Source organism: Streptomyces sp. NPDC021020 (assembly GCF_044333285.1).
Lineage (GTDB): Bacteria > Actinomycetota > Actinomycetes > Streptomycetales > Streptomycetaceae > Actinacidiphila.
Window position 1 is genome coordinate 154,827 of record NZ_JBIRQQ010000013.1, and the last position, 21,568, is coordinate 176,394.

The following is a 21,568-nucleotide window of genomic DNA, read 5'->3' on the forward strand; positions in this document are numbered from 1 at the left end:
GGCCCTGAGGGGCCGCTCCGGCGCGTTCCCGGCGGGGGTCAGCGCTTGCGGGCGTCGTCGGTGAACGTCCCGCCGCGCTCGGCGGTGGTGACCAGCAGCGCGGGCGGGGTGAAGCGCTCGCCGTAGGCGGCGGCCAGCTCCCGCGCGCGGGCGGTGAAGCCGGCCACGCCTCCCGGGTAGCCGTTGATGTACTGCAGGACGCCGCCGGTCCAGGCGGGGAAGCCGATGCCGAGCACCGAGCCGATGTTGGCGTCGGCCACCGAGGTGAGCACGCCCTCCTCCAGCAGCCGCACGCTGTCCAGCGACTCGGCGAAGAGCATCCGCTCCTTCAGGTCCTCCAGCGGGATCTGCGTGCCGGGCTTCCCGAAGTGCTCGGCCAGGCCAGGCCAGAGCCCGGTCCTGCGGCCGTCCGCGTAGTCGTAGAAGCCCGCGCCGCCGCTGCGGCCCGTGCGGCCGAAGTCGTCGACCATGCGGTCGATGACCGCCTCGGCGGGGTGCGGGGTCCAGACGCCGCCGGCCTCCTCGACCGCGGCGCGGGTCTCGCGGCTGATCCGGACGAAGAGCGTCAGGGTCAGCTCGTCCAGCAGCGACAGCACCTTCGCCGGGTAGCCGGCCTGCGCCGCGGCCTGCTCGACGGACGCGGCGGGGACGCCTTCGGCGAGCATCGCGACGCCCTCGTTGATGAAGTGGCTGATCACCCGGGAGGTGAAGAATCCGCGCGAGTCGTTGACGACGATGGGCGTCTTGCGGATCTGCCGCACCAGGTCGAAGGCGCGGGCGAGCGCCTCGTCGCCGGTCTGCTCGCCCTTGATGATCTCCACCAGCGGCATCTTGTCGACCGGCGAGAAGAAGTGCAGGCCGATGAAGTCCGCGCGGCGCTCCACGCCTTCCGCGAGCCGGCTGATCGGCAGTGTGGAGGTGTTGGAGCACAGCAGCGCGTCGGGCGCGACGATGTGCTGGATCTCCTGGAAGACCTTGTGCTTGAGCGCTGCGTCCTCGAAGACGGCCTCGATGACGGCGTCGCAGCCGGCCAGGTCGGCGGGCTCCGCCGTCGGGGTGATGCGGGCGAGCAGCGCGTCGCGCTTGTCCGGCGTGGTACGCCCCTTGGCGAGGGCCTTGTCCAGCAGGCGTTCGGAGTAGGCCTTGCCGCGGGCGGCCGCCTCGGCGGTGACGTCCTTGAGGACGACGTCGATGCCCGCCCGCGCGCAGGCGTACGCGATGCCGGCGCCCATCATGCCGGCGCCGAGGACGGCGACCCTGGTGACCGGGCGCGCGGGGACGCCGGCCGGGCGGCCCGCGCCGGAGTTGACGGCCTGCATGTCGAAGAAGAAGGCCTGGATCATGTTCTTCGACGTCGGGCCGCAGGCGAGTTCGGCGAAGTAGCGGGCCTCGATGAGCTGGGCAGTGTCGATGTCGACCTGGGAGCCCTCGACGGCGGCGGCCAGGATGTTGCGCGGCGCCGGGTAGGGGGCGCCCGCGAGCTGCTTGCGCAGGTTGGCCGGGAAGGCCGGCAGGTTGGCGGCGAAGGCGGGGCTCTTGGGGGTGCCGCCGGGGATCTTGTAGCCGGGCTCGTCCCAGGGCTGCCGGGCCTGCGGGTGCGCGTCGATGTACGCGCGGGCCGCGGCGAGCAGCGCGTCGCGGTCGGCGGCGACCTCGTGGATCAGGCCCGCGGCCAACGCGCGCGGCGCCGGGTACTGGGTGCCCTGGAGCAGCACCTTGAGCAGCGCGTCGGCGATGCCGAGCAGGCGTACGGTCCGCACGACCCCGCCGCCGCCGGGCAGCAGGCCGAGGGTGACCTCGGGCAGGCCGATCTTCGTACCCGGCGCGTCGAGGGCGACGCGGTGGTGGCAGGCCAGCGCGATCTCGTAACCGCCGCCGAGCGCGGCGCCGTTGATCGCGGCGACGACGGGCTTGCCGAGGGTCTCCAGGCGCCGCAGCGCGCGCTTGACGCGCATGCTGCCGGCGAGGACGTCGGCGGCGTCGTCCGGGGTGGCGCGGATCAGGTCGCGCAGGTCGCCGCCCGCGAAGAAGGTCTTCTTCGCGGAGGTGACGACGACCCCGCGGATGCCTTCGGCCTCGGCTCCGAGGCGGTCGACGACCGCGTCGAGGGAGGCGGCGAACGCGGCGTTCATCGTGTTGGCCGATTGCGCCGGGTCGTCCAGGACGAGGGTGACGACGCCGTCCGCGTCCTGCTCCCAGCGGATGGTGGTGGGCTCGCTCATGTCGGGTGGCTCCGTAGCGGCGGGGTGGGGGCGGGGGCGGGTCAGAGGCGTTCGACGACGGTGGCGATGCCCATGCCGCCGCCGACGCAGAGGGTCACCAGGCCGTGGCGCAGGTCGCGGCGCTCCAGCTCGTCGACGACGGTGCCGAGCAGCATCGCGCCGGTCGCGCCGAGCGGGTGTCCCAGGGCGATGGCGCCGCCGTTGACGTTGATCTTGTCGAGCCCGACACCCATGTCGGCGGCGAAGCGCAGCACCACGGCGGCGAAGGCCTCGTTCATCTCGATCAGGTCGATGTCGTCGATGGTCAGGCCGGCCTTGGCGAGTGCCTTGCGGCTGGCGGGCGCGGGGCCGGTGAGCATGATGGTGGGCTCGGACCCGGACACGGCGGCCGAGACGATACGGGCGCGGGGCACCAGCCCGTAGCGCTCGCCGATCTCCCGGCTGCCGATGGCGACGAGCGCGGCGCCGTCGACGATGCCGGAGGAATTGCCCGCGTGGTGGACGTGGTCGATCTTCTCGACCCAGTGGTATTTCTGCAGGGCCACGGCGTCGAAACCACCGAGTTCGCCGATGTCGGCGAAGGAGGGCTTGAGGGCCGCCAGCGACTCGGGCGAGGTGCCGGGGCGGACGTGCTCGTCGCGGTCGAGGACGACCAGGCCGTTGCGGTCCCGCACGGGCACCACGGAGCGGGCGAAGCGGCCGTCCTTCCAGGCCTCGGCGGCCCGTTCCTGGGACAGCGAGGCGTAGCTGTCGACGTCGTGCCGGGTGAAGCCGCCGAGGGTCGCGATGAGGTCGGCGCCGATGCCCTGCGGGACGAAGCCGACCTCGAAGTTGGTCATCGGGTCCATCATCCAGGCGCCGCCGTCGCTGGCCATCGGCACACGCGACATCGACTCGACGCCGCCGGCGAGCACGAGGTCCTCCCAGCCGGAACGGACCTTCGCGGCGGCCATGTTGACCGCTTCGAGGCCGGAGGCGCAGAAGCGGTTCTCCTGCACACCGGCCACGGTGTCCGGCAGGCCCGCGGCGACGGCGGCGACGCGGGCGATGTCGGAGCCCTGGTCGCCGACCGGGCTGACGACGCCGAGCACGATGTCGTCGATCGCGGCCGGGTCGAGACCGGGGTGCCGCTCGCGCAGCTCGTGAATGAGGCCGACGACCAGGTCGATCGGCTTGGTGCCGTGCAGCGATCCGTTGGCCTTGCCGCGCCCTCGCGGGGTGCGGACGGCGTCGTAGACGTAGGCGTCGGTGCTCAACGTCAGGCCTTTCTGTGCGGGTCCGGTGCGGGCCGCGGGGTCGGCTCGGACGGTCGGTGCGCCGCGGGACGCGGCGTAGGTGCGGTCGTACGTCAGAGGCGGTGGGGAGCAGGACCGGACGGCTGCGCCCCGCTGCCGTCCTGGCGGTCCGTCAGGGCGGGGACGTCCCAGTCGCGGGCCACCTCCGCAGTGTGCGCGCCCGGCAGGGGCGGCGGGCGGCGCAGCGCGGCGGGTGTCGCCGAGAAGCGGGGCGCGGGCGCGGGCTGGACGGTGCCGCCCGCCTCGGTGAAGGTGCCGCGCGCGGCCAGGTGCGGATGCCGCGGGGCCTCGGTGAGGGACAGGACGGGCGCGGCGCAGGCGTCGGTGCCGGCGAAGACCGCCGTCCACTCCTCGCGGCTGCGGGTACGGAAGCGGGCGGCCACGGCGGTGCGCAGTTCGGGCCAGCGGGCCGGGTCGTCGCGGAGCGCGGCCTGCTGCGGGGTCAGGCCGAGCAGCGTCGCGAAGGTGTCGTAGAAGCGCTGTTCGAGGGCGCCGACGGCCATGTGGCCGCCGTCGGAGGTCGCGTAGACGCCGTAGAAGGGCGCGCCGCCGTCCAGCAGGTTGGCTTCTCTGCGGTCCTGCCAGACGCCGGCGGCGACCATGCCGTGCAGCAGGGTCCCGAGGTGGGCGGTGCCGTCGACGATCGCGGCGTCGACGACCTGGCCCGCGCCGTGGGTGCGGGCGTGGTGCAGGGCGGCGAGCACGCCGGTGACGAGGTAGAGCGCGCCGCCGGCGTAGTCGCCGAGCAGGTTCGCGGGGGCGGTGGGGGCGCCGTCCGCGGGGCCGCTCAGGGCGAGGGCGCCGGTGATCGCGATGTAGCCGATGTCGTGTCCGGCGCTGGCGGCGAGCGGCCCGTCCTGGCCCCAGCCGGTCATCCGCCCGTAGACCAGCCGCGGGTTGCGTGCCAGGCACTCCGCCGGGCCCACGCCGAGGCGCTCGGCGACGCCGGGGCGGTAGCCCTCGACGAGGATGTCGGCGCGTCCGGCCAGGTCGAGCGCCGCCGCGGTGCCCTCGGGTGTCTTGAGGTCGAGCAGCACCGAGCGCTTGTTGCGGTTGGTCAGGTCGGCGGCCGGGGCGAGGCCCAGGCCGGGGCCGCCGGGGCGGTCGACGCGGACGACGTCGGCGCCCAGGTCGGCGAGCAGCATCGCCGCGAAGGGGCCGGGCCCGATGCCCGCCAGTTCGAGCACCCGTACCCCGGCCAGCGGGCCCGGCCCGGGCGGGGCGGGCGGTGGAGGCGGGTCTGACACTGACGATGTCACACCCGCGATTCTAGGAACGTGTTTCAGTTTTCGCAAGGGTTCGGCTGAGCGGGCGCTTAGCCGCGGCGCAGGCGTTCCGCCCGGTACATTGCCGCGCTGCGGTGCACCGCGGCGCCGTACGCCCACCCCGCAGCCCCCTCCTGACCTGCGCGTACGCCCCGCCCGGCAAGGGCGGCGGACATGTACACCGGTGACCGGTCGGCGATTACCTAACGATGACCGATTCCGCCGCGCGGCCCGCTCCGTAACTTCATGACCTGCAAGGACACGGCGCAACAAGGCGCCGGCAACAGCAGGGAGACACCCCGTCATGAGCGACATCCAGCAGCTTGCCGAGCAGTACATCGCCCTCTGGAACGAGACCGACCCGGCCGCGCGGCGCGCCGCGATCGGCGCGGTCTTCGCCGCCGACGCCCGCTACACCGACCCGCTGGCCGACGTCACGGGCCCCGACGCCCTGGACGCGGTGGTCGGCGCGGTGCAGGCGCAGTTCGCGGGCCTGGTCTTCACCCTCGGCCCGGTCGACGCCCACCACGACATCGCCCGCTTCACCTGGGAGCTGGGCCCGGCCGGGGGCGAGTCGCTGGTGGTCGGCTTCGACGTCATCGCCACCGGTGAGGACGGCCTGATCGAGCGTGTCCACGGCTTCCTCGACAAGGTCCCGGCCGGCGCCTGACCGGCCCCGCCCCCCACCGATCCTCTCTGTGACAGGAGTTCAGCCATGGCCTCGGCCACCTCCACGCTCTCCCCGTCCGCTCCCGCGGACGCGGCACCGGCCGCCGGGCGGCCGGGGCTCGGTCTGCCGGTCCTGCTGGCAGCGACCTTCATGACCTCGCTGGACCTCTTCATCGTCAACGTGGCGATACCGGCCGTGCAGGGCGACCTGCACGCCGGTACCGCGGCGATCCAGTGGGTGGTGGCCGGGTTCGCCCTGGCCGTGGCCACCGGACTGATCACCGCGGGCCGGCTGGGCGACATCCACGGCCGGCGGCGGATGTTCATGCTGGGGCTCGCGCTCTTCACCGCGACCTCGGCCGCCTGCGGCCTGGCGCCGACCTCCGGGAGCCTGGTGGCGGCGCGGGTCGCCCAGGGGCTGTCCGCGGCCCTGATGGGCCCGCAGGTGCTGGCCATCCTGCAGACCGAGTGGAAGGGCAGGGCACAGGCCCGCGCGTTCGGGATGTACGGCATGACGATGGGCGTGGGCGCGGTCTTCGGACAGCTCATCGGCGGACTGCTGATCAAGGCGGACGTGCTCGGGCTCGGCTGGCGGGCCTGCTTCCTGATCAATGTGCCCATCGGGCTCGTGGCGCTCGCCGCGGCGCCGCGGGCGCTGGCCGAGTCGCGGGCGCCGCGCCGCCCGCGGCTGGACATCACCGGAGTGGCGCTTTCCACGGCCGCCACGATCGCGCTGGTGCTGCCGCTGATCCAGGGCCGTGCGCTGGGCTGGCCGGCCTGGACGTGGGTCTGCCTGGCCGGCTCCGCGGTGCTCTTCGCGGCCTTCGTGGCACACCAGCGCCGGGTGGGCGCGGCGGGCGGCGACCCGGTCCTGGACATCGCGCTCTTCCGGCAGCGCGGCTTCGCGGCGGGCGCCGTGGCGCAGCTGGTCTTCTGGTCGGGACAGGGCTCCTTCTTCCTCGTCCTGGCGCTGTACCTGCAGGCCGGGCGGGGCTTGCAGGCGCTGACCTCGGGTGTGGTCTTCGTGGCGATCGGCGCGGGCTACCTGCTGACCTCGACCACCGCGCACCGCATCGCCGAACGCCTGGGCAGCCGGACCGTGCCGGCCGGGGCGCTGGCCATGGCCGCGGGCCTGGGCGCCCTGTGGGCCGCGGTGCACGCGTCGGGAACCACGGGCAGCCTGTGGGAGCTGGTGCCCGGACTCTTCCTCGACGGCGTCGGCATGGGGCTGGTCATCGCCCCGCTGACCCACACCTCGCTCGGCACAGTCCCCGCCCACCTGGTGGGCGCCGCCTCCGGGGTCGTGGCCACCATCCAGCAGGTCAGCGGCGCGCTGGGGATCGCGCTGATCGGCATCGTCTTCTACGGCGCGGTGGGCGCCGGGGCACCGGGCCGCTACCCGCACGCCTTCGGCCTCGCGCTGGTCTTCCTGCTGGCCCTCGAACTGGCCCTGGCCGCGCTGACCACCTGGATGGCGGTACGCGGCAAGCACGCCGACCGGTAGACGGAGCAGCACGGCAAACCGCCTGACGTAAGGGGCGCCCATCCTGGATGGGCGCCCCTTACACGTGCCCGGTTCCGGCCGGATGGTCAGACGCGGGTGAGGCGGATGACGGGGATCTCCCGGCTGGTGCTCTTCTGGTAGTCCTCGTACGGCGGGTAGACCTCCACCAGGTCCGCCCAGACCTCGGCCTTCTCGTCGGGCGTCAGCACCTCGGCGCGGGCCGGGAAGCGCTCGCCGAGCACCCGCACGTGCACCTCGGGGTTGGTGATCAGGCTCTTGAACCACAGCGGGTGCTCGGGGGCGCCGCCCTTGGAGGCCACGATCAGGTAGTCCTCACCGGAGCGGCCGTAGATGAGCACCGTGCGCCGCCACTCGCCGCTGCGCCAGCCCTGGTAGTCCAGCAGCAGGCAGGGCGAGCCCTTCATGTCGGTGGCCTCGGTGCCGTTCGACTCCTCGTACCGCCTGGCCTGGTCCGCCACCCACGATTCGGGACTGATCTTCACGGTGGCGGGGTCGTACGTGGTCATCGGTGCGCCTCCTGACGGGTCTGTCCGGCAAACAGCCCCACCTTAGGCACGCGAGCACCGCGGCGGCGCGGCGCTCAGCCGCCCATACCGGGAGCGCCCCAGACCGGGAACCACCGCGCGAGGTCCTGCTCCAGCCGCAGGTCGTTGGCGACCAGGGCCTTGACCTGGAGTTCCAGGGCGTGGTCGCGCTTCTCGCCGGGCAGCGGGGCGAAGGGGTAGAAGGACCCGCGCTTGTAGAGGTAGACGAGGGCCATCCGGCGGTCCTCCGGACCGTGCGGATCGTGGAAGGCGACCAGCGAGCACAGCAGTTGCGGGCCGAATCCGCCGGATTCCAGCGCGGAATTGACCGCGTGCAGATCCGTGACCAGGTCGTTGGTCTCCTCGGGGGCGTGCCGGGACTCCAGCCAGGTGTAGCCGTAGGAGTCACGGCTGGACTCCAGCGGCAGCAGGGCGTGCAGATCCTGCTGGATCTCGGTGAAGGCCCCGCCCTCGACGGCGGCGAAGCACACCGCACCGTGTCCGGTCGGGCGCAGTTCGCTCGCCGCCTCCAGGGTCAGCGCGGCCGAGGCCAGGCCGAAGAGCTGGTCGAGATCCGGCTTGACGGGCTTGCTGCGGCCCAGCAGCACATCCAGCAGTCCCATCAGCGGCGGTCCAGTTCGACGGTGACGGCGGCGAGTTGGGCGAGGCGCTGCTCCAGGCTGGGGTGGGTGGCGAGCAGCTTGGAGACGGTGGCGCTGGTGGTCAGCGCGGGCGCGAAGTAGAAGGCGTTGAAGGGCTCGGTCGCGCGCAGATCCCTGGTCGGGATCGCGGCCAGCTCGCCGCTGACCTTGGTGAGCGCCGAGGCCAGCGCGGAGGGCCGGCCGGTCAGCAGGGCCGCGCTGCGGTCGGCGGACAGCTCGCGGTAGCGCGACAGCATCCGGGTGAGCAGGAAGCTGATCACGTAGACCGCCGCGCTGACCAGCGGCACCAGGACGACCAGCGCGGCGGTGCCGGGATCGCGGCTGCGCCGGAAGCCGCCCCACAGGCCGATCCTGGTGATGACGCCGGCCAGGATGCCGAGGAAGGACGCGATCGTCATCACCATGACGTCCTTGTGCGCGACATGCGACAGCTCGTGCGCCACGACGCCTTCGAGCTCCTCCGGCTCCAGCCGGCGCAGCAGGCCGGTGGTCACGCACACCACCGTGTTCTTCTGGTTGCGGCCGGTCGCGAACGCGTTGGGCACGTCCGACTGCGCCACGGCCACCTTGGGCTTGGGCAGATCCGCCAGCGCGCAGATCCGGTCGACCACCCCGTGCAGCTCCGGCTGCTCCTCGGGGGTGACCTCGCGGGCGCCCAGGCTGAAGGCGGCGATGCGGTCGCTGAACCAGAACTGGGCGACGAGGAGGAGCCCGGCGACGACCAGGATGATCGGCCACGAGCCGCGCAGCAGCGCCAGCAGCGCGCCGACGAAGACGACGTAGAGCAATCCGATCAGGAACATCGTGACGACCATCCGGGTCGTCAGGCCCCGGTCGGGTGCGAAGCGGTTGCGTGGCATGGGCCCCTCCCGAGCTGTACGGGGGCGCGGGTCGCGGGCGGCGGCCCTGCGTGCTCCAGTGGTGGTGATTGTGCCTGCAATTTCCACTCTTGCACCGGTGCAACGTCCCGGGCGGCCCTACGGTTCCGCTCATCGGGTCACGTCGAGCACCAGCTTTCCCACGGTACGCCGCGCGCGCAGCTCCTGGTGCGCGCGCGCCGCCTCCGACAGGCCGTAGACGCCGCCGGTCTGCGGGCGCAGCCTGCCGTCCGCGGTCATGGCCAGCAGCTCGGCCAGCGGCTCGTGGTACATCCCCGGCCGGCCGACGCAATGGGCGAGCCAGAAGCCGACGACGGCCCGCGAGCGGCCCATGAGCTGCGCGGGCTCCACCGGCGTGGGCGGGATGCGGGACGCCATGCCGTACGCGACCAGGCGGCCGAACGGGGCGAGCGCGGCCAGCGAGGCGTCGAAGACGGGGCCGCCGGTCATCTCCAGCACGATGTCCACCTTGCGCCCGCCGTTGGCCTCCGTCAGCCGCTCGGTGAGCCCTTCCGGGTCGCCGTCGACCGCGGCGTCGGCGCCCAGCTCCCGCGCGAGGTCCCGCTTGGCCTGCGTGGACGCCGTGGCGATGATCCGCCCGGCGCCGAAGTGCCGGGCGAGCTGCACGGCGAGCGAGCCCGTGCCGCCTGCCGCGGCATGGACCACGACGCTCTCGCCCGCCGCCAGCCGCGCCGAGGTGCGGAGCAGGTGCCAGGCGGTCAGGCCCTGGATGATCAGTGCGAGCGCCTGCGCGTCGGTCACGCCGTCGGGCACGTCGTGCGCCATCCCCTCGTGGACGACGGCCTTCTGGGCGTAGCCGCCGTTGTCGGTGAGGGCCACCACCCGGCGGCCGCCGGCGGTGCGCCCGACGACCTCGGCGCCCGGCACCAGGGGCAGCGTGCTGCGCGCGAGGTAGGAATTCTCCACGGTGTGCGTGTCGGCGTAGTTCACCCCGGCCGAATCCACGTCCAGCAGCAGCTGCCCCTCCCCCGGGACCGGGTCGGGAAGTTCGGTCTCCTTCAGGACCTCCGGTCCGCCGAACTCGGTGATCTGGATCGCGCGCACGGGCGACTCCTCCCGGGTGGGTCTCGCACCGGGCACCTCCCGGCGCGATCATATTACCGACCAGTCGGTACGTACGCTCAGGCCGCGGGGACGGGGCGCGGCGGCGGGGTGCCGACGTAGCGGGCGGACGGTCGGATGATCTTGCTGTCGGCCGCCTGCTCCAGGATGTTCGCACTCCAGCCGACGACCCGCGCGGCGGCGAAGGTCGGGGTGAACATCTCCCGCGGCAGCCCGCACAGCTCCATCACCACGCCCGCGTAGAACTCCACGTTGATGTGCAGTTCCCGTCCCGGCTTCAGCTCGGCGAGCAGCGCCTCCGCCCGCTCCTCCACCCGCACCGCGAAGTCGACCAGCTCACCGCCGATCTCCCGGGCTATGCCCTTGAGCAGCCGCGAGCGCGGGTCCTCGGTGCGGTAGACGGGGTGGCCGAAGCCCATGATCCGCTCCCCCGCGGTGATGTGCTCGCGCAGCCAGCCGTCGATGCGGTCCGGCGTGCCGATCGCGTCCAGGGTGTCCAGCGCGCGGCTCGGCGCCCCGCCGTGCAGCGGCCCGGACAGCGCGCCCACCGCGCCGACCAGGCAGGCCGCCAGGTCGGCGCCGGTCGAGGCGATGACCCGGGCGGTGAACGTGGAGGCGTTGAAGCCGTGGTCCACGGTGGAGATCAGATACTGCTCGACCGCTCGCGCCCGCGCGGGGTCGGGCTCCTCGCCGGTGAGCATGTAGAGGTAGTTCTCGGCGTAGGGCAGGTCGTCGCGCGGCTCGACCGGCTCCAGCCCGCGGCCCAGCCGGTGCAGGGCGGTCAGCAGCGTGGGCACCGCGGCGCACGCGGCCAGCGCGTCGGCCTGCCGGGCGGCCGGATCCAGGTCGTACACCGGCCGGAAGCCGGCGGCGGCGCCCGTCAGGGACAGCGCCGTACGCAGCCCGGCGAGCGGGCCGGAGGCTCCGGTGGCCCGTGCCACCGCGGGCAGCGCCGCCCTGACCTCGGGCGACAGATGGCGCAGCGCGGCGGTCTGCGCGGTGAAGCGGGCGCGCTCGGCGGGTGTGGGCAGCGCACCGTGGACCATCAGGTACCAGACGTCCTCGAAGCCGCGGCTCGCGGCCAGCTCGACGGCGGAGAACTCCCGGTAGTGGTAGAAGCCCTCGGCGCCGCGTACGTCGCCGAGCACGGTGTCGGTGACGATCACGCCCTTCAGCCCGCGCGGGGCCTCCAGCGGGGCGGACGGGGCGGGCGACTCGGTTGTACGCATGGGGTTTCCTCCTCGGCTCTTGATTCGACTGTCCATGATTGATTGAAATTCTGTCAATGTTGATTGAATCAATATGGACAGGGGTTGACGGAAGGTGGGTACGGTGGCGTCCATGGCTGAGGGGACGGCGGACGGCGGCGCGGGCGACGGCGGGCGGATCGGCACGCGGGAGGCCGCGCGGCGGCTCGGGGTCAAACCCGAGACGCTGTACGCGTACGTGAGCCGCGGGCTGCTCGGCAGCAGGCGCGTGCCCGGCGGGCGGGGCAGCACCTTCGACCCCGCGGAGGTGGCCGCGCTGGCATCCCGCGGCCGGTCGGTACCGGCGGGGCAGGCGGGCCAGGCGGAGGCGGGCACCGCGGAGTCCGGCGGGCAGGACGGCGGCTGGGGGCGGATCCGCAGCGGCGTCACGCACATCGACACCGCCACGGGGGCGTACGCCTTCCGCGGGGTCGACGCGGTCGCGCTGGCGCAGGCCTACACCTTCGAGGAGGTCGCGGAGTGGCTGTGGACCGGCCGGCTGCGGCCCGGTGCCCGCTTCACCGCGCCCCCGGAGCCGCTGGCCGCCGCCCGCGCGGCGGCGGCCGCACTGCCGTCCGGCAGCACCCCGATGGACCGCATGCGAGTCGCGGTCGTCGCCGCGGGCTGCGCGGACCCGCTGCGCTTCGACCTCGCGCCGGAGGCCGTCCTGGCGTCCGCCCGCGGGCTCATCCCGACCCTGGTCGACGCGCTGCCCCCGACCGGCGCACCGGACACCGACGGGACGACCGCCCGGCGGCTCTGGGCGCGGCTGACCGCGCGGGAGCCGGACCCGGCGGCGCTGCGCGCGCTGGACACCGCGCTGGCGCTGCTCGTCGACCACGGCCTGGCCGCGTCGACGCTCGCGGTACGGGTCGCGGCCTCGGCGCGCGCCCACCCGTACGCCGCGGTGTCCGCGGGGCTCGGCGCGCTCGACGGCCCGCTGCACGGGCAGGCCAGCGGACTGGCCCACCGCATGCTCCGGGAGGTGCTGGACCGCGGCGGCGCCGGGCCGGTGGTCGCCGGATACCTGCGCGCCGGGCAGCGCCTGCCCGGGCTCGGCCACCGGCTCTACAGCGGCGAGGACCCGCGGGCGCGGCTGCTGCTCGCCCGGCTCGCGGAGGTGCCGGACGCGGCGGACGCGCTCGCCGCCGCGCGCGACACGGTCGACACGGTGGCCCGGCACAAGCCGCTGCACGCCAACGTCGACCTGGCCCTCGCGGTGCTCTCCGTGGCCTCCGGCATGCCCGCGGAGGCGGGCGAGGCGGTCTTCGCGGTGAGCCGTACCGCGGGGTGGATCGCCCACGCGCTGGAGGAATACGCCGAGGCTCCGCTCCGCCTCCGCCCCACCGGCACCTACGCGGGGCCCCCGCCGCCCCAGCCCCTGCCCCGGCCGGCGGACTAGACGCCCACGACGGCGCGCCCCGTCCTTTGGCCGGCCCCCGCCGGCCGGTGGCCCGGCACGAACCGGACTACCCCTTTCGGCCGGTGACGACCCGCGCCCCGAAATGCGGCTGGGCGCGCAGTTCCCCGCGCCCCTGGAGTACCCAGCGGCGTAGCCGCGTCCCCGGGCCCCCCGGGGGGCTACGTGCGGGTCACATGGGGGACGTGGGTGACCAGGGCGGACCACTCGGGGTCGGTCTGGCCGGGGACCATGCGGCCGGCGGTGCGCCACTGGGCGGCGAGGGCCGCGAAGACGGGGGGCTCGGCCATGGGGTGCAGAACCGTTCCGGCGGGTGGGGGCGCGGTCGCGGGGTCCGGCTGGCGTGTCCACTTCGTCTGCGTCGGTGCCATACCCGGACCAACGAGCGGGCCGCGCGGCTCGCCCCGCGGCGGCGGGCGGCATCACCCGAACGGGTGAAGAACCCGGGCGCGGGCGCGGAATTTCCCCGCGGCGCCACCCGTTGTGGGGGGCATGAGCACTGTGGAGCTGACCAAGGAGAACTTCGACGAGGTCGTGTCCTCGCACGACTTCGTCCTCATCGACTTCTGGGCCGCCTGGTGCGGCCCGTGCCGGATGTTCGCCCCGGTGTACGACAAGTCGTCCGACAAGCACGACGACCTCGTCTTCGCGAAGGTGGACACCGAGGCTCAGCCCGAGCTGGCGCAGGCCTTCGGGATCCAGTCGATCCCGACCCTGATGATCATCCGGGAGAAGGTCGCCGTCTTCGCACAGCCGGGCGCGCTGCCCGAGCCCGCGCTGGAGGACGTGATCTCGCAGGCCCGCGCGCTCGACATGGCCGAGGTCCACAAGTCGGTGCAGCAGGCCCAGGCAGAACAGCGGGGCTGACAGCCCGCCGCCGACGAGCCCGGCAGGCGCCACCGCGCCGCCGGGCTCTTCGGCGTGCCCGCAGGCACCGCGCGGCCCCGCGACCGGCCGGACTGTCAGTGGTGGGCCCTAGGCTCGCGGTGTGAGTGGAGCCGTGGACACCGGGGCCGGGCGGGTCGCGGTCGTGGCCGACCCGGTGGGCGGCGGCGGCCGGATGTGCGCGGTGGACGAGGAGGGCGCGCGGGTCGGGGAGGTGCGGGTGGCCGGGGATCTCGCGGCGGCGGTCGCCGAGATCGAGGCGGCGGCCGCGCCTCGCTGGGTGTGGGCGGGGACGGAGGAGGTCTATCCGGGCGTGCTGGACCGCGGCGGGGTCCGGGTCGCGCGGTGCCACGACGTACGGCTGGTCGAGTCGCTGCTGCTCGGCAGGGAGGGCAGGCACGGCAGGCCGCGCTCGCTCGGCGCCGCGTGGGCGCGGCTGCGCGGGCTGCCGGAGCCGCCGGACGCCCCGGAGCACGGCGCGGAAGGACAGCCGGCGCTCTTCACGGCCGACCGGCTGCACCTGCCGCCGGGCACGGACGCGCTCGCCGCGCTGGTGGAGGTGCACGCCGCCCAGCAGCGCCGGATCGCCGCGGGCGAGCACCCGGAGCGGATGCGGCTGCTGTGCGCGGCGGAGTCGGCGGGCGCGCTGGCGGCGGTCGAGATGGGGCGGGACGGGCTGCCGTGGAGCGCGGCGGCGCACGACGAGCTGCTGACCGGGCTGCTGGGCCCGCGCCCGGCCGCCGGTGTGCGGCCCGCGCTGCTGGCCGGGCTTGCACAGCAGGTCCAGGACGCGCTGGGCGGGCGCCCGGTCAACCCGGATTCGCCCGCCCAGCTGCTCCCCGCCTTCGCCCGTGCGGGCGTGCCGCTCGCCTCGACCCGCTCGTACGAGCTGCGCAAGGTGGAGCACCCCGCCGCCGGGCTGCTGCTGCGCTACAAGGAGCTGTCCCGGATCCATGCCGCGCACGGCTGGGCCTGGCGCGAGGCATGGGTGCGCGACGGGCGTTTCCGGCCCGAATACGTGGTCGGCGGTGTGGTGTCGGGCCGGTGGGCGACCCGGGGCGGCGGGGCGCTGCAGATCCCGCGGCCGCTGCGGGCGGCCGTGGTCGCCGATCCGGGGCACCGGCTGGTGGTCGCCGACGCGGGCCAGCTGGAGCCGCGGGTGCTGGCCGCGATGTCCGGCGACCCGGGTCTGGCGCGGGCCGCGGCGGGCGGGGATCTGTACGCGGCGCTCGCGCGCGACGCCTTCGCCGGTGACCGGCCGCGGGCCAAGATCGCGCTGCTGGCGGCGATGTACGGGCAGACCAGTGGTGAGGCGGGGCAGCTGCTGGCGGTCATGCGGCGCCGCTTCCCGGTGGCGCTCGCGCTGGTGGAATCCGCGGCCCGTACGGGCGAGGCGGGCGGAATCGTACGGTCGCAGCTCGGCCGGACATCTCCCGCGCCCTCCGCCGACCGCTTCCTCGACGAATCCGCGGACCCCTCCGACGGCGCCTCGCCGGACCGCCGGGCGGCGCGCTCCTGGGGGCGCTTCACGCGCAATTTCGTGATCCAGGCGAGCGCCGCGGACTGGGCGCTCGCGATGCTGGCGGCGCTGCGCCGCGAGCTGGCCCGGATCGGGCCCGCGCCGCGGCTGGTCTTCTTCCAGCACGACGAGGTGGTGGTGCACACCCCGGCAGCGCTGGCGCCCGCGGTCGAGGCTGCGGTGGCGTCGGCGGCGGAGGAGGCCCGGCGGCTGGTCTTCGGCAGCACGCCGGTGCCCTTCCCGCTGGAGACGCACGCCGTGGAGTGCTACGCGGACGCCAAGTAGCGCTCCGGGGCGGGCGCGTACGAGCCGGTCAGTTGTCGGAGGCGGCGTCGGATTCCGCCGCCGCCGCGGCGGAATCCGCGTCGTCCACGAGCTTCTGCATATGGGCCAGGTCCGAGGCGGCGGGGGCCGGGGAGGTGGCTCCCGGGCTGCCGGACGCGCCGTCGTGGCTGCCGCAGCCGGTGAGCAGCAGGGCCGCGGCCAACGCGCCGGCCGGGAGCAGGGCCAGAGCCTGGCGCCGGGTCACTTGCCGGTGCCCTTCCCCGCGTCCGGCTGCTTCTTGGCCGGGAAGTGCTGGGTGCCGCACCATGTGCGGACCGCGTCGAGATCGGTGGAGCGCTGGCCCAGGGTGGTGACGAGCGAGGTGCGGAAGGTGAGCCGGCCCTTGAGGTAGGTGGCCACGGCGGTGTCGCCCTTGGCCTCGGCGTTGGTGACGCGCTGCTGCATCCGGGCGACCGAGCCGCGTTCGGTGGCGGGGCCGTTGAGCCGGGCCAGCGCGCGGTCGATGCGCGCGTCCACGGTGGGCAGCCGGCGGCACAGGGCGCGGGCACCGTCGCCCTTGGGCGCCTTCGCCGCGGGTTTTGCCGTGGACGAGGGCGAGGGCGTGGCGCCGGTGTCGGCGGTGGCGGAGCCCGCCGCGGCGAGCAGTGCCGCGACCGCTGCGACGGCGGGCACGACCGTACGGGTGGTGCGCATGGGTGACCTCCTCGGTGGCGGCGCCGCGGGCGCGGCGCCCGTCCCGCCGGGGAGGCTAGGAGCGCTCTTTGTGGAAATCTTGTGGCGCTCCCGGGGCGCCGGGGCCCATGGCCGCGCCGTCCTCCCCGCCCAGCCAGTCGCGCTGCCGCGGCAGTGCGGGGACCTCCGTCGGGAGGTCGAGGACGAAGTACGCGCCGGGCGCGCCGTCGGGCCGGTCCGTCACCGCCGCGGCGCCGCCGTGCAGGGCGGCCTGCTGGCCGACGAGGGCGAGGCCGAGGCCGGAGCCGGGGCTGCCCGGGCGGCGGCGGAAACGCGCGAAGACCCCGCTGCGGGCGTCGGGCGGCACCCCGGGGCCGTGGTCGGCGACGGTGAGGCGCACCGCGGCGCCGTCCGGGGCGCGGGTGAGGGCGGCCTCGACCCTTCCGGCGCCGTGCAGGACGGCGTTGCGGAGCAGGTTGTCCACCGCGCTGCGCAAACCCGGTGGCCAGCCCTGCACGGGGCAGGGCGCGGGGGCGTCGACGGACACCTCGGCGCCGGGGTGGTCGCGGCGCAGGTCGCGCACGGCGGCGTCGAGGATGTCGGCGAGGTCGGCGGGCACGAAGGCGTCGGCCTCGACGAGATCGCCCTGGGCGAGGGTGCGCAGCATCACCAGCAGCCCCAGCAGCCGGTCGTGGCCGTCGCGCAGGTCGGCGAGCACCTCGGCGCGCCCGGCGGCGTCCGGGGCGGGGTCGCCGGCCAGGACGTCGAGGTTGATGCGCATGCCCATGAGCGGGGTGCGCAGCTCGTGGGAGGCGGCGGCGGAGAAGGAGCGGGCGGTGGCGAGCGCCTCGGCGGTGCGGGCGGCCTGCTCGTCGTAGCGGGCGAGCAGCGTCCGCAGGGTACGGGCCAGGTCGTCGACCTCGGGCACACCGGTGGGGGTGTGGTCCAGGCGGGCGGCGCCCGCGCGCGGGTCGATGCCGGCGGCGCGGCGGCGCAGCGCGGCCAGCGGGCGGGCCAGCCGTACGGCGGCGAGCCACGCGGCGATTCCGGCGACCGGCGCGGTGAGCAGCGCGACGGTGACCACCCGGCGGCGCACCTGGGCGATCTGCCGGCGCCCCGCGGTGTCGGCGGAGAAGAGCCAGAGCGTGCCCCGTACGGCGGGCCGCGGGCTGCTGAGCGGTACGGCCAGCGCGCGCCAGCCGCGGCCGCCCGCGGTCAGGGTGACGGGCCGGGCGGCGTCCGCGGGTGCCGGGAGCGTGGCGGAGGCGGCGGGCTGGGGGCCGCCGCTCACGGTGCCGTCGGGTCCGGCCACCCGGATGCCCACGTCGAGGGCCGAGGTGAACAGCCGCCGCTGCCGGGCCTGTTCGACGCTCGCCGGGCGGTCGTTGGCCATCGCCCGCAGCAGCGAGAGGGCTTCGGGGCGTACGGCGGCGGCGCGTTCGCGCAGGTGGGCGTCGGTGGCGGCGTGCACATCCCCGGTGACGAGGCGGACCATGACCCACCCGGAGGCGAGCACGAGCAGCGGGACGACGACGGCGACGGCCACCGCGATCCTGGTGGCCAGCCTCATGCGCCGCCCCCGGCGGAAGCCGACCCGGACCCGGACGCGGGGCCGGAAGCAGACGCGGGGCCGGACGCAGGACCCGACCCGGCCCCGGACGCGGACGCAGCTCCCGGCGCGGGCCCTGCGCCTTCGGCCGGGCGCAGCACGAAGCCGACGCCGCGCACGGTGTGCAGGATGCGCGGGCGGCCCCCGGCCTCCAGCTTGCGGCGCAGGTAGCTCACGAAGGTGTCGACGGCGTCGCTGCGCACGTCGAAGTCGTAGCCCCAGACCCGGTCCAGCAGCTGGTCGCGGGTGAGGACGAGGCCCGCGTTGCGCGCGAGGGTCTCCAGCAGCTCGAACTCGCGCCGGGTCAGGTCCAGCGGGCTGCCGTCGCGGGTGGCGGTGCGGGCGTCGGGGTCGACGACCAGGCCGCAGGCGCGTACCGGACCGCCGGGACGGGGCGGGCGGCGGCGCAGCAGGGCGTGCAGCCGGAGCACCAGCTCGTCCAGCGCGAAGGGTTTGACGAGGTAGTCGTCGGCGCCCGCCTGGAGTCCGGCGACACGGTCGGCGACCTCGTCGAGCGCGGACAGGGCGAGCACCGGCAGGTCGTTGCCGGCCGCGCGCAGGGTGCGGCAGACCTCGATGCCGTCGATGTCCGGCATCGAGATGTCCAGCACCAGCACGTCGGGCGGGTCGTCGCCGGTCAGCCGGGCGAGCGCGGCGGCGCCGCCGTCCGCCTCGGCGACGGTGAAGCCGCGCAGCCGCAGGGCGCGGCCGAGGGAGCGGCGGATGACGGCGTCGTCGTCCACCACCAGCACCCGACCGCCGCCCGCACCGGGGGACGTGCCGCCTGTGGTGCCCGTCATCCGCTGTGCCTCCGCCCGCTCATTCCGCCATACCTCCGCTCCCCGGCCGTCACGTCACGCGTGGTGCGGGACGCAGGCATGGTGCATCGCGGGAACCATGCCTACACGGCCGGGGAGCGGAGTGCCATGGCCGGGCCTTGTGCGGCCCGGGCGGGGCGGGACGGAACGGTGGTCAGCCGGTCACGGTCCACTTCTGGTTGGAGGCGCCGGTGCAGGTCCAGATCTGCAACCGGGTGCCGTTGGCGGAGCTGTTGCCGGTGGCGTCGAGGCACTTGTTCGCCGCCGGGTTGACGATGTCGTGGGCGGCGGTGACGGTCCACTTCTGCGCGGCGGTGCCGTTGCAGTCGTAGAGCTGCACCTTGGTGCCGTCGGCGGTGCCGGCCGCCGCGACGTCCAGGCACTTGCCGAGCGCGCGGACGGTGCCGTCGGAGCCGACCGTCCAGTTCTGCGCGCTGGTGCCGTTGCAGTCGTAGAGCTGGACCGCGGCGCCGTTGGCGGTGCTCGCGCCCGCGACGTCGACGCACTTGCCGGCGATGCCGGTGATGGGGTGGCCGCCCGTACCGCCGGTGCCACCGGTGCTGCCGCCGGTGCCGCCCGAGGTGTCGGAGGTGGTGACGTGGACGTAGTCGACGACGAGCTGCTGCGGGAAGGTGGTGCTGCCGTCGGGGTCGCCGGGCCAGTAGCCGCCGACCGCGAGGTTCATGATGATGTAGAAGGGGTGGTCGAAGACCCAGTGGTTGCCGTTGAGGTCGGCCGGGGTGCGGGTCTCGTAGGCGTGGCCGTCCACGGACCAGGTGATGGAGTTGGGCGCCCAGTCGACGGCGAAGGTGTGGAAGGCGTCCGAGAAGCTCTGGCCGCCGGGCAGGGTGTAGCCGGCGCCGATGCCGGCCGAGCCGGAGTAGCCGGGGCCGTGGATGGTGCCGTGGACGCTGCCGGGCTCGAAGCCGACGTTCTCCATGATGTCGATCTCGCCGCTGTTGGGCCAGCCGACCGAGCCGATGTCGTTGCCGAGCATCCAGAAGGCGGGCCACATGCCCTGGCCGCGGGGCAGCTTCATACGGGTCTCGAAGTGGCCGTAGGCCTGGGTGAACTTCTGCGGGGTCGACAGCCGGGCCGAGGTGTACTGGCAGGTGCCGTACCAGCACTGGTAGTTGGCCGGGTTCTCCTTGCGGGCGGTGATGACGAGGTCGCCGTTGCCGTCGAGCGCGGCGTTGTGGGTGCCGCTCGTGTAGTACTCGCGCTCGTGGTTGTTGACGTTGTCGCCGGTCTCGTAGCCCCACTTGGAGCTGTCGACAGCGCTGCCCGCCGGGCCGTTGAAGTCGTCGGTGAAGGTGGCGGTGGCGGCCGCGGGGGCCGCGGCAGGGGTGGCGGCGGCCCGGGCGTGGTCCGGGGCGGCGGCCTGGAAGAGGGCGGCGGCCAGCAGCGCGCCGGCGGCCAGCAGCGGGAGGGAGCGGATCCGTCTGATACGTCGGGTGGGGGGTGTAGCCGACATGCCGGACTCCTCGGTAGGGGCGGCGGGACACGGGCGCGACAGGCCGCGCGCGGGCGCGCAGCAGGTCATGCCCCTGACAGATGGAAATGCGGACCTCGAGCGGCCACGAGGCGGCGGCGGCCGCCCCGGATGCTTCGCTCACGTCTTAGTTCAGGACGTGATTTAACTGGCGGGGCCGAGTGGCCGTCAATACTTGCGACGAAGGTCCGTACCAATAACTTCGCCCGCGGCGCTCAGAGTTCTCCCCGGCGCACCAGCACCGCCAGCACCAGCATGCCGGGGACCAGCGGCAGCCAGGTCGTGACCAGCCGGTAGCCGAGCACGGCGGAGGTCGCCGTCACACCCGACGCGCCCGCGGTGACCAGCGCGAGCGCGAGCGCGGCGTCCAGCGAGCCGAGCCCCGCGGGCGTCGGCATCCAGCCCGCCGCGGTGCTCGCGAACAGATACGCCACCACCGCCCCGCTGACCGGAACGGGCGCGTGCACCGCGCGCACCACCGCGACCACGACCGCCGCGTGCATGGCCGGGAAGGCGAGCGAACCGCCCCACAGCGCCGCCACCCGGGCGCGGTTGCCGTGCAGGACCCGCACGTCGTGCAGCACCGAGCCGAGCACCTCGCGCAGCCGGTCGCGCAGCCGCCGTACGCAGCGGGTCAGCAGCACACCGCCCGCCAGCACCGCCACCGCCACGCAGCCGAGCACCAGCGGGTGATCGGGCATCCGCGGCCCTCCGCCGGTCACGCGGTGCAACTGCAGGGCGTCGGGGAACAGCAGCAGCACCGTGAGCAGCAGCGTCACCCGGCCGGTGACGGCGGCGCAGGCGCGTACCGCGAGCGCGGCGAGCGCGCGGGTCGGGGTCAGCCCGCGGCGCATCAGGAAGCGCAGGTTGACGGCGTTGCCGCCGACCCCCGCGGGCAGCACGTGGTTGGCGGCGGACGCGGCGAACTGGGTGGCCAGCAGCACGCCGGGCGGGAGCGTCTCGACGACCGCGCCCTGCTGGGCGGTGGCCGAGCACACCCATGTCATGAAGGCCGCCAGGCACGCCACGGCCAGCCATCCGGTGTCCGCCTCGCCCAGCCGTCCCGCACTGGACCCGATCACCCCCCATTTGCTGCTCACCAGCGCCGCGACCGCGACGACCGGCAGCAGCATCAGCCCCGACCGCAGCGACACGCGCTGCCGGGCGGCACCCTCGTTGCGGGCGATGGACACGGTGGACTCCTCGTCGCGTGGGGACACGGCAGCGCGGGGCGCGGCGTGAGCGCGGGGGCGAAGCGGGCGGGACGTTACGGATGCGCACAACCGGAGCGGATCGGACGCTCCCTCAGGTTAGGCGGCCCGGGTGGCCGCGCCCCACCCCCACGCGGCCGGCCGGGTCAACGTCTGACAAACACCTGTTGACGCCAGGGATGCCCGGCGGGCCGCGCACGTATGCCGGACCGCCCCGGAACACGCCGGACCGCCGGGCCCGCGCGTGTCGCGCGGACCCGGCGGTCCGACTCTCTTCCTTCGGCGCG

Annotated in this window: 20 protein-coding genes; 5 read left to right on the forward strand and 15 right to left on the reverse strand. The window is 74.8% G+C overall.

Annotated features, from left to right (window positions below; translation table 11 throughout):
- Positions 1-38: 38 nt before the first annotated feature.
- The 3 genes from ACH4SL_RS32410 to ACH4SL_RS32420 form a co-directional block, all read right to left on the reverse strand.
- Positions 39-2,222 carry a 3-hydroxyacyl-CoA dehydrogenase NAD-binding domain-containing protein gene (locus ACH4SL_RS32410; RefSeq protein ID WP_398452428.1) on the reverse strand — a complete coding sequence of 728 codons (2,184 nt, stop codon included), beginning with the start codon at positions 2,220-2,222 and terminating at the stop codon, positions 39-41.
- A gap of 41 nt (positions 2,223-2,263) precedes the next feature.
- Positions 2,264-3,478 (reverse strand): acetyl-CoA C-acetyltransferase, encoded by a 1,215-nt coding sequence (locus ACH4SL_RS32415; RefSeq protein ID WP_398452431.1) that lies wholly within the window; start codon positions 3,476-3,478, stop codon positions 2,264-2,266.
- 92 nt (positions 3,479-3,570) lie between these two features.
- A complete protein-coding gene (locus ACH4SL_RS32420; protein ID WP_398452636.1) occupies positions 3,571-4,719 on the reverse strand; it encodes a CaiB/BaiF CoA transferase family protein in 1,149 nt (382 codons plus the stop codon).
- Between the two features lie 367 nt (positions 4,720-5,086).
- On the opposite strand from ACH4SL_RS32420, the gene ACH4SL_RS32425 reads away from it, so the two are divergent.
- A complete protein-coding gene (locus tag ACH4SL_RS32425) occupies positions 5,087-5,452 on the forward strand; it encodes a nuclear transport factor 2 family protein (protein WP_398452434.1) in 366 nt (121 codons plus the stop codon).
- A gap of 45 nt (positions 5,453-5,497) precedes the next feature.
- Positions 5,498-6,955, forward strand: a complete 1,458-nt coding sequence (locus ACH4SL_RS32430; protein ID WP_398452436.1) for an MFS transporter — start codon at positions 5,498-5,500, stop codon at positions 6,953-6,955.
- An 86-nt stretch (positions 6,956-7,041) separates the two neighbouring features.
- Here ACH4SL_RS32430 and ACH4SL_RS32435 read toward each other — a convergent pair whose 3' ends face one another.
- From ACH4SL_RS32435 to ACH4SL_RS32455, 5 genes are all read right to left on the reverse strand, one after another.
- Positions 7,042-7,482: a nitroreductase family deazaflavin-dependent oxidoreductase gene (locus tag ACH4SL_RS32435; protein ID WP_398452439.1), complete on the reverse strand. Its 441-nt coding sequence runs from the start codon at positions 7,480-7,482 to the stop codon at positions 7,042-7,044.
- Positions 7,483-7,556: 74 nt separating this feature from the next.
- The gene (locus tag ACH4SL_RS32440) at positions 7,557-8,123 is read right to left on the reverse strand and encodes a hypothetical protein (RefSeq protein ID WP_398452441.1); all 567 of its coding nucleotides are present in this window, start codon (positions 8,121-8,123) and stop codon (positions 7,557-7,559) included.
- Positions 8,123-9,022, reverse strand: a complete 900-nt coding sequence (htpX, locus tag ACH4SL_RS32445; protein WP_398452444.1) for a zinc metalloprotease HtpX — start codon at positions 9,020-9,022, stop codon at positions 8,123-8,125. The genes ACH4SL_RS32440 and htpX overlap by 1 nt, the downstream gene beginning before the upstream one ends.
- A gap of 129 nt (positions 9,023-9,151) precedes the next feature.
- Positions 9,152-10,105, reverse strand: coding sequence for a zinc-binding alcohol dehydrogenase family protein (locus ACH4SL_RS32450; RefSeq protein WP_398452446.1), 954 nt, complete (start codon positions 10,103-10,105; stop codon positions 9,152-9,154).
- 77 nt (positions 10,106-10,182) lie between these two features.
- Complete coding sequence (locus ACH4SL_RS32455) at positions 10,183-11,352, reverse strand: citrate synthase (RefSeq protein WP_398452448.1); 1,170 nt, start codon at positions 11,350-11,352, stop codon at positions 10,183-10,185.
- Between the two features lie 112 nt (positions 11,353-11,464).
- Here ACH4SL_RS32455 and ACH4SL_RS32460 point away from each other — a divergent pair, with 112 nt between their 5' ends.
- Positions 11,465-12,772, forward strand: coding sequence for a citrate/2-methylcitrate synthase (locus tag ACH4SL_RS32460; RefSeq protein WP_398452449.1), 1,308 nt, complete (start codon positions 11,465-11,467; stop codon positions 12,770-12,772).
- A 179-nt stretch (positions 12,773-12,951) separates the two neighbouring features.
- On the opposite strand, the gene ACH4SL_RS32465 is transcribed toward ACH4SL_RS32460, so the two are convergent.
- On the reverse strand, positions 12,952-13,080 hold the full coding sequence (locus ACH4SL_RS32465; protein ID WP_398452452.1) for a hypothetical protein: 129 nt from the start codon (positions 13,078-13,080) through the stop codon (positions 12,952-12,954).
- A 202-nt stretch (positions 13,081-13,282) separates the two neighbouring features.
- Between ACH4SL_RS32465 and trxA the strand changes: the two genes are divergently transcribed.
- Together trxA and ACH4SL_RS32475 are read left to right on the forward strand one after the other, a co-directional pair.
- Complete coding sequence (gene trxA / locus ACH4SL_RS32470; RefSeq protein WP_398452455.1) at positions 13,283-13,657, forward strand: thioredoxin; 375 nt, start codon at positions 13,283-13,285, stop codon at positions 13,655-13,657.
- A 193-nt stretch (positions 13,658-13,850) separates the two neighbouring features.
- A complete protein-coding gene (locus tag ACH4SL_RS32475) occupies positions 13,851-15,479 on the forward strand; it encodes a bifunctional 3'-5' exonuclease/DNA polymerase (protein WP_398452638.1) in 1,629 nt (542 codons plus the stop codon).
- Between the two features lie 28 nt (positions 15,480-15,507).
- On the opposite strand, the gene ACH4SL_RS32480 is transcribed toward ACH4SL_RS32475, so the two are convergent.
- The 6 genes from ACH4SL_RS32480 to ACH4SL_RS32505 all read right to left on the reverse strand — a co-directional run bounded on the left by ACH4SL_RS32480 (position 15,508) and on the right by ACH4SL_RS32505 (position 21,263).
- The gene (locus ACH4SL_RS32480; protein ID WP_398452458.1) at positions 15,508-15,723 is read right to left on the reverse strand and encodes a hypothetical protein; all 216 of its coding nucleotides are present in this window, start codon (positions 15,721-15,723) and stop codon (positions 15,508-15,510) included.
- Positions 15,720-16,172 (reverse strand): hypothetical protein, encoded by a 453-nt coding sequence (locus ACH4SL_RS32485; RefSeq protein ID WP_398452460.1) that lies wholly within the window; start codon positions 16,170-16,172, stop codon positions 15,720-15,722. The genes ACH4SL_RS32480 and ACH4SL_RS32485 overlap by 4 nt, the downstream gene beginning before the upstream one ends.
- 55 nt (positions 16,173-16,227) lie before the next feature.
- On the reverse strand, positions 16,228-17,721 hold the full coding sequence (locus tag ACH4SL_RS32490; protein WP_398452463.1) for a sensor histidine kinase: 1,494 nt from the start codon (positions 17,719-17,721) through the stop codon (positions 16,228-16,230).
- Positions 17,718-18,560 (reverse strand): response regulator transcription factor, encoded by an 843-nt coding sequence (locus ACH4SL_RS32495; protein WP_398452466.1) that lies wholly within the window; start codon positions 18,558-18,560, stop codon positions 17,718-17,720. Before ACH4SL_RS32495 ends, ACH4SL_RS32490 begins: the two co-directional genes overlap by 4 nt.
- Before the next feature lie 172 nt (positions 18,561-18,732).
- Positions 18,733-20,052, reverse strand: a complete 1,320-nt coding sequence (locus tag ACH4SL_RS32500; RefSeq protein ID WP_398452468.1) for an RICIN domain-containing protein — start codon at positions 20,050-20,052, stop codon at positions 18,733-18,735.
- A gap of 233 nt (positions 20,053-20,285) precedes the next feature.
- Positions 20,286-21,263 carry a YbhN family protein gene (locus tag ACH4SL_RS32505; protein ID WP_398452470.1) on the reverse strand — a complete coding sequence of 326 codons (978 nt, stop codon included), beginning with the start codon at positions 21,261-21,263 and terminating at the stop codon, positions 20,286-20,288.
- Positions 21,264-21,568 lie beyond the last annotated feature (305 nt).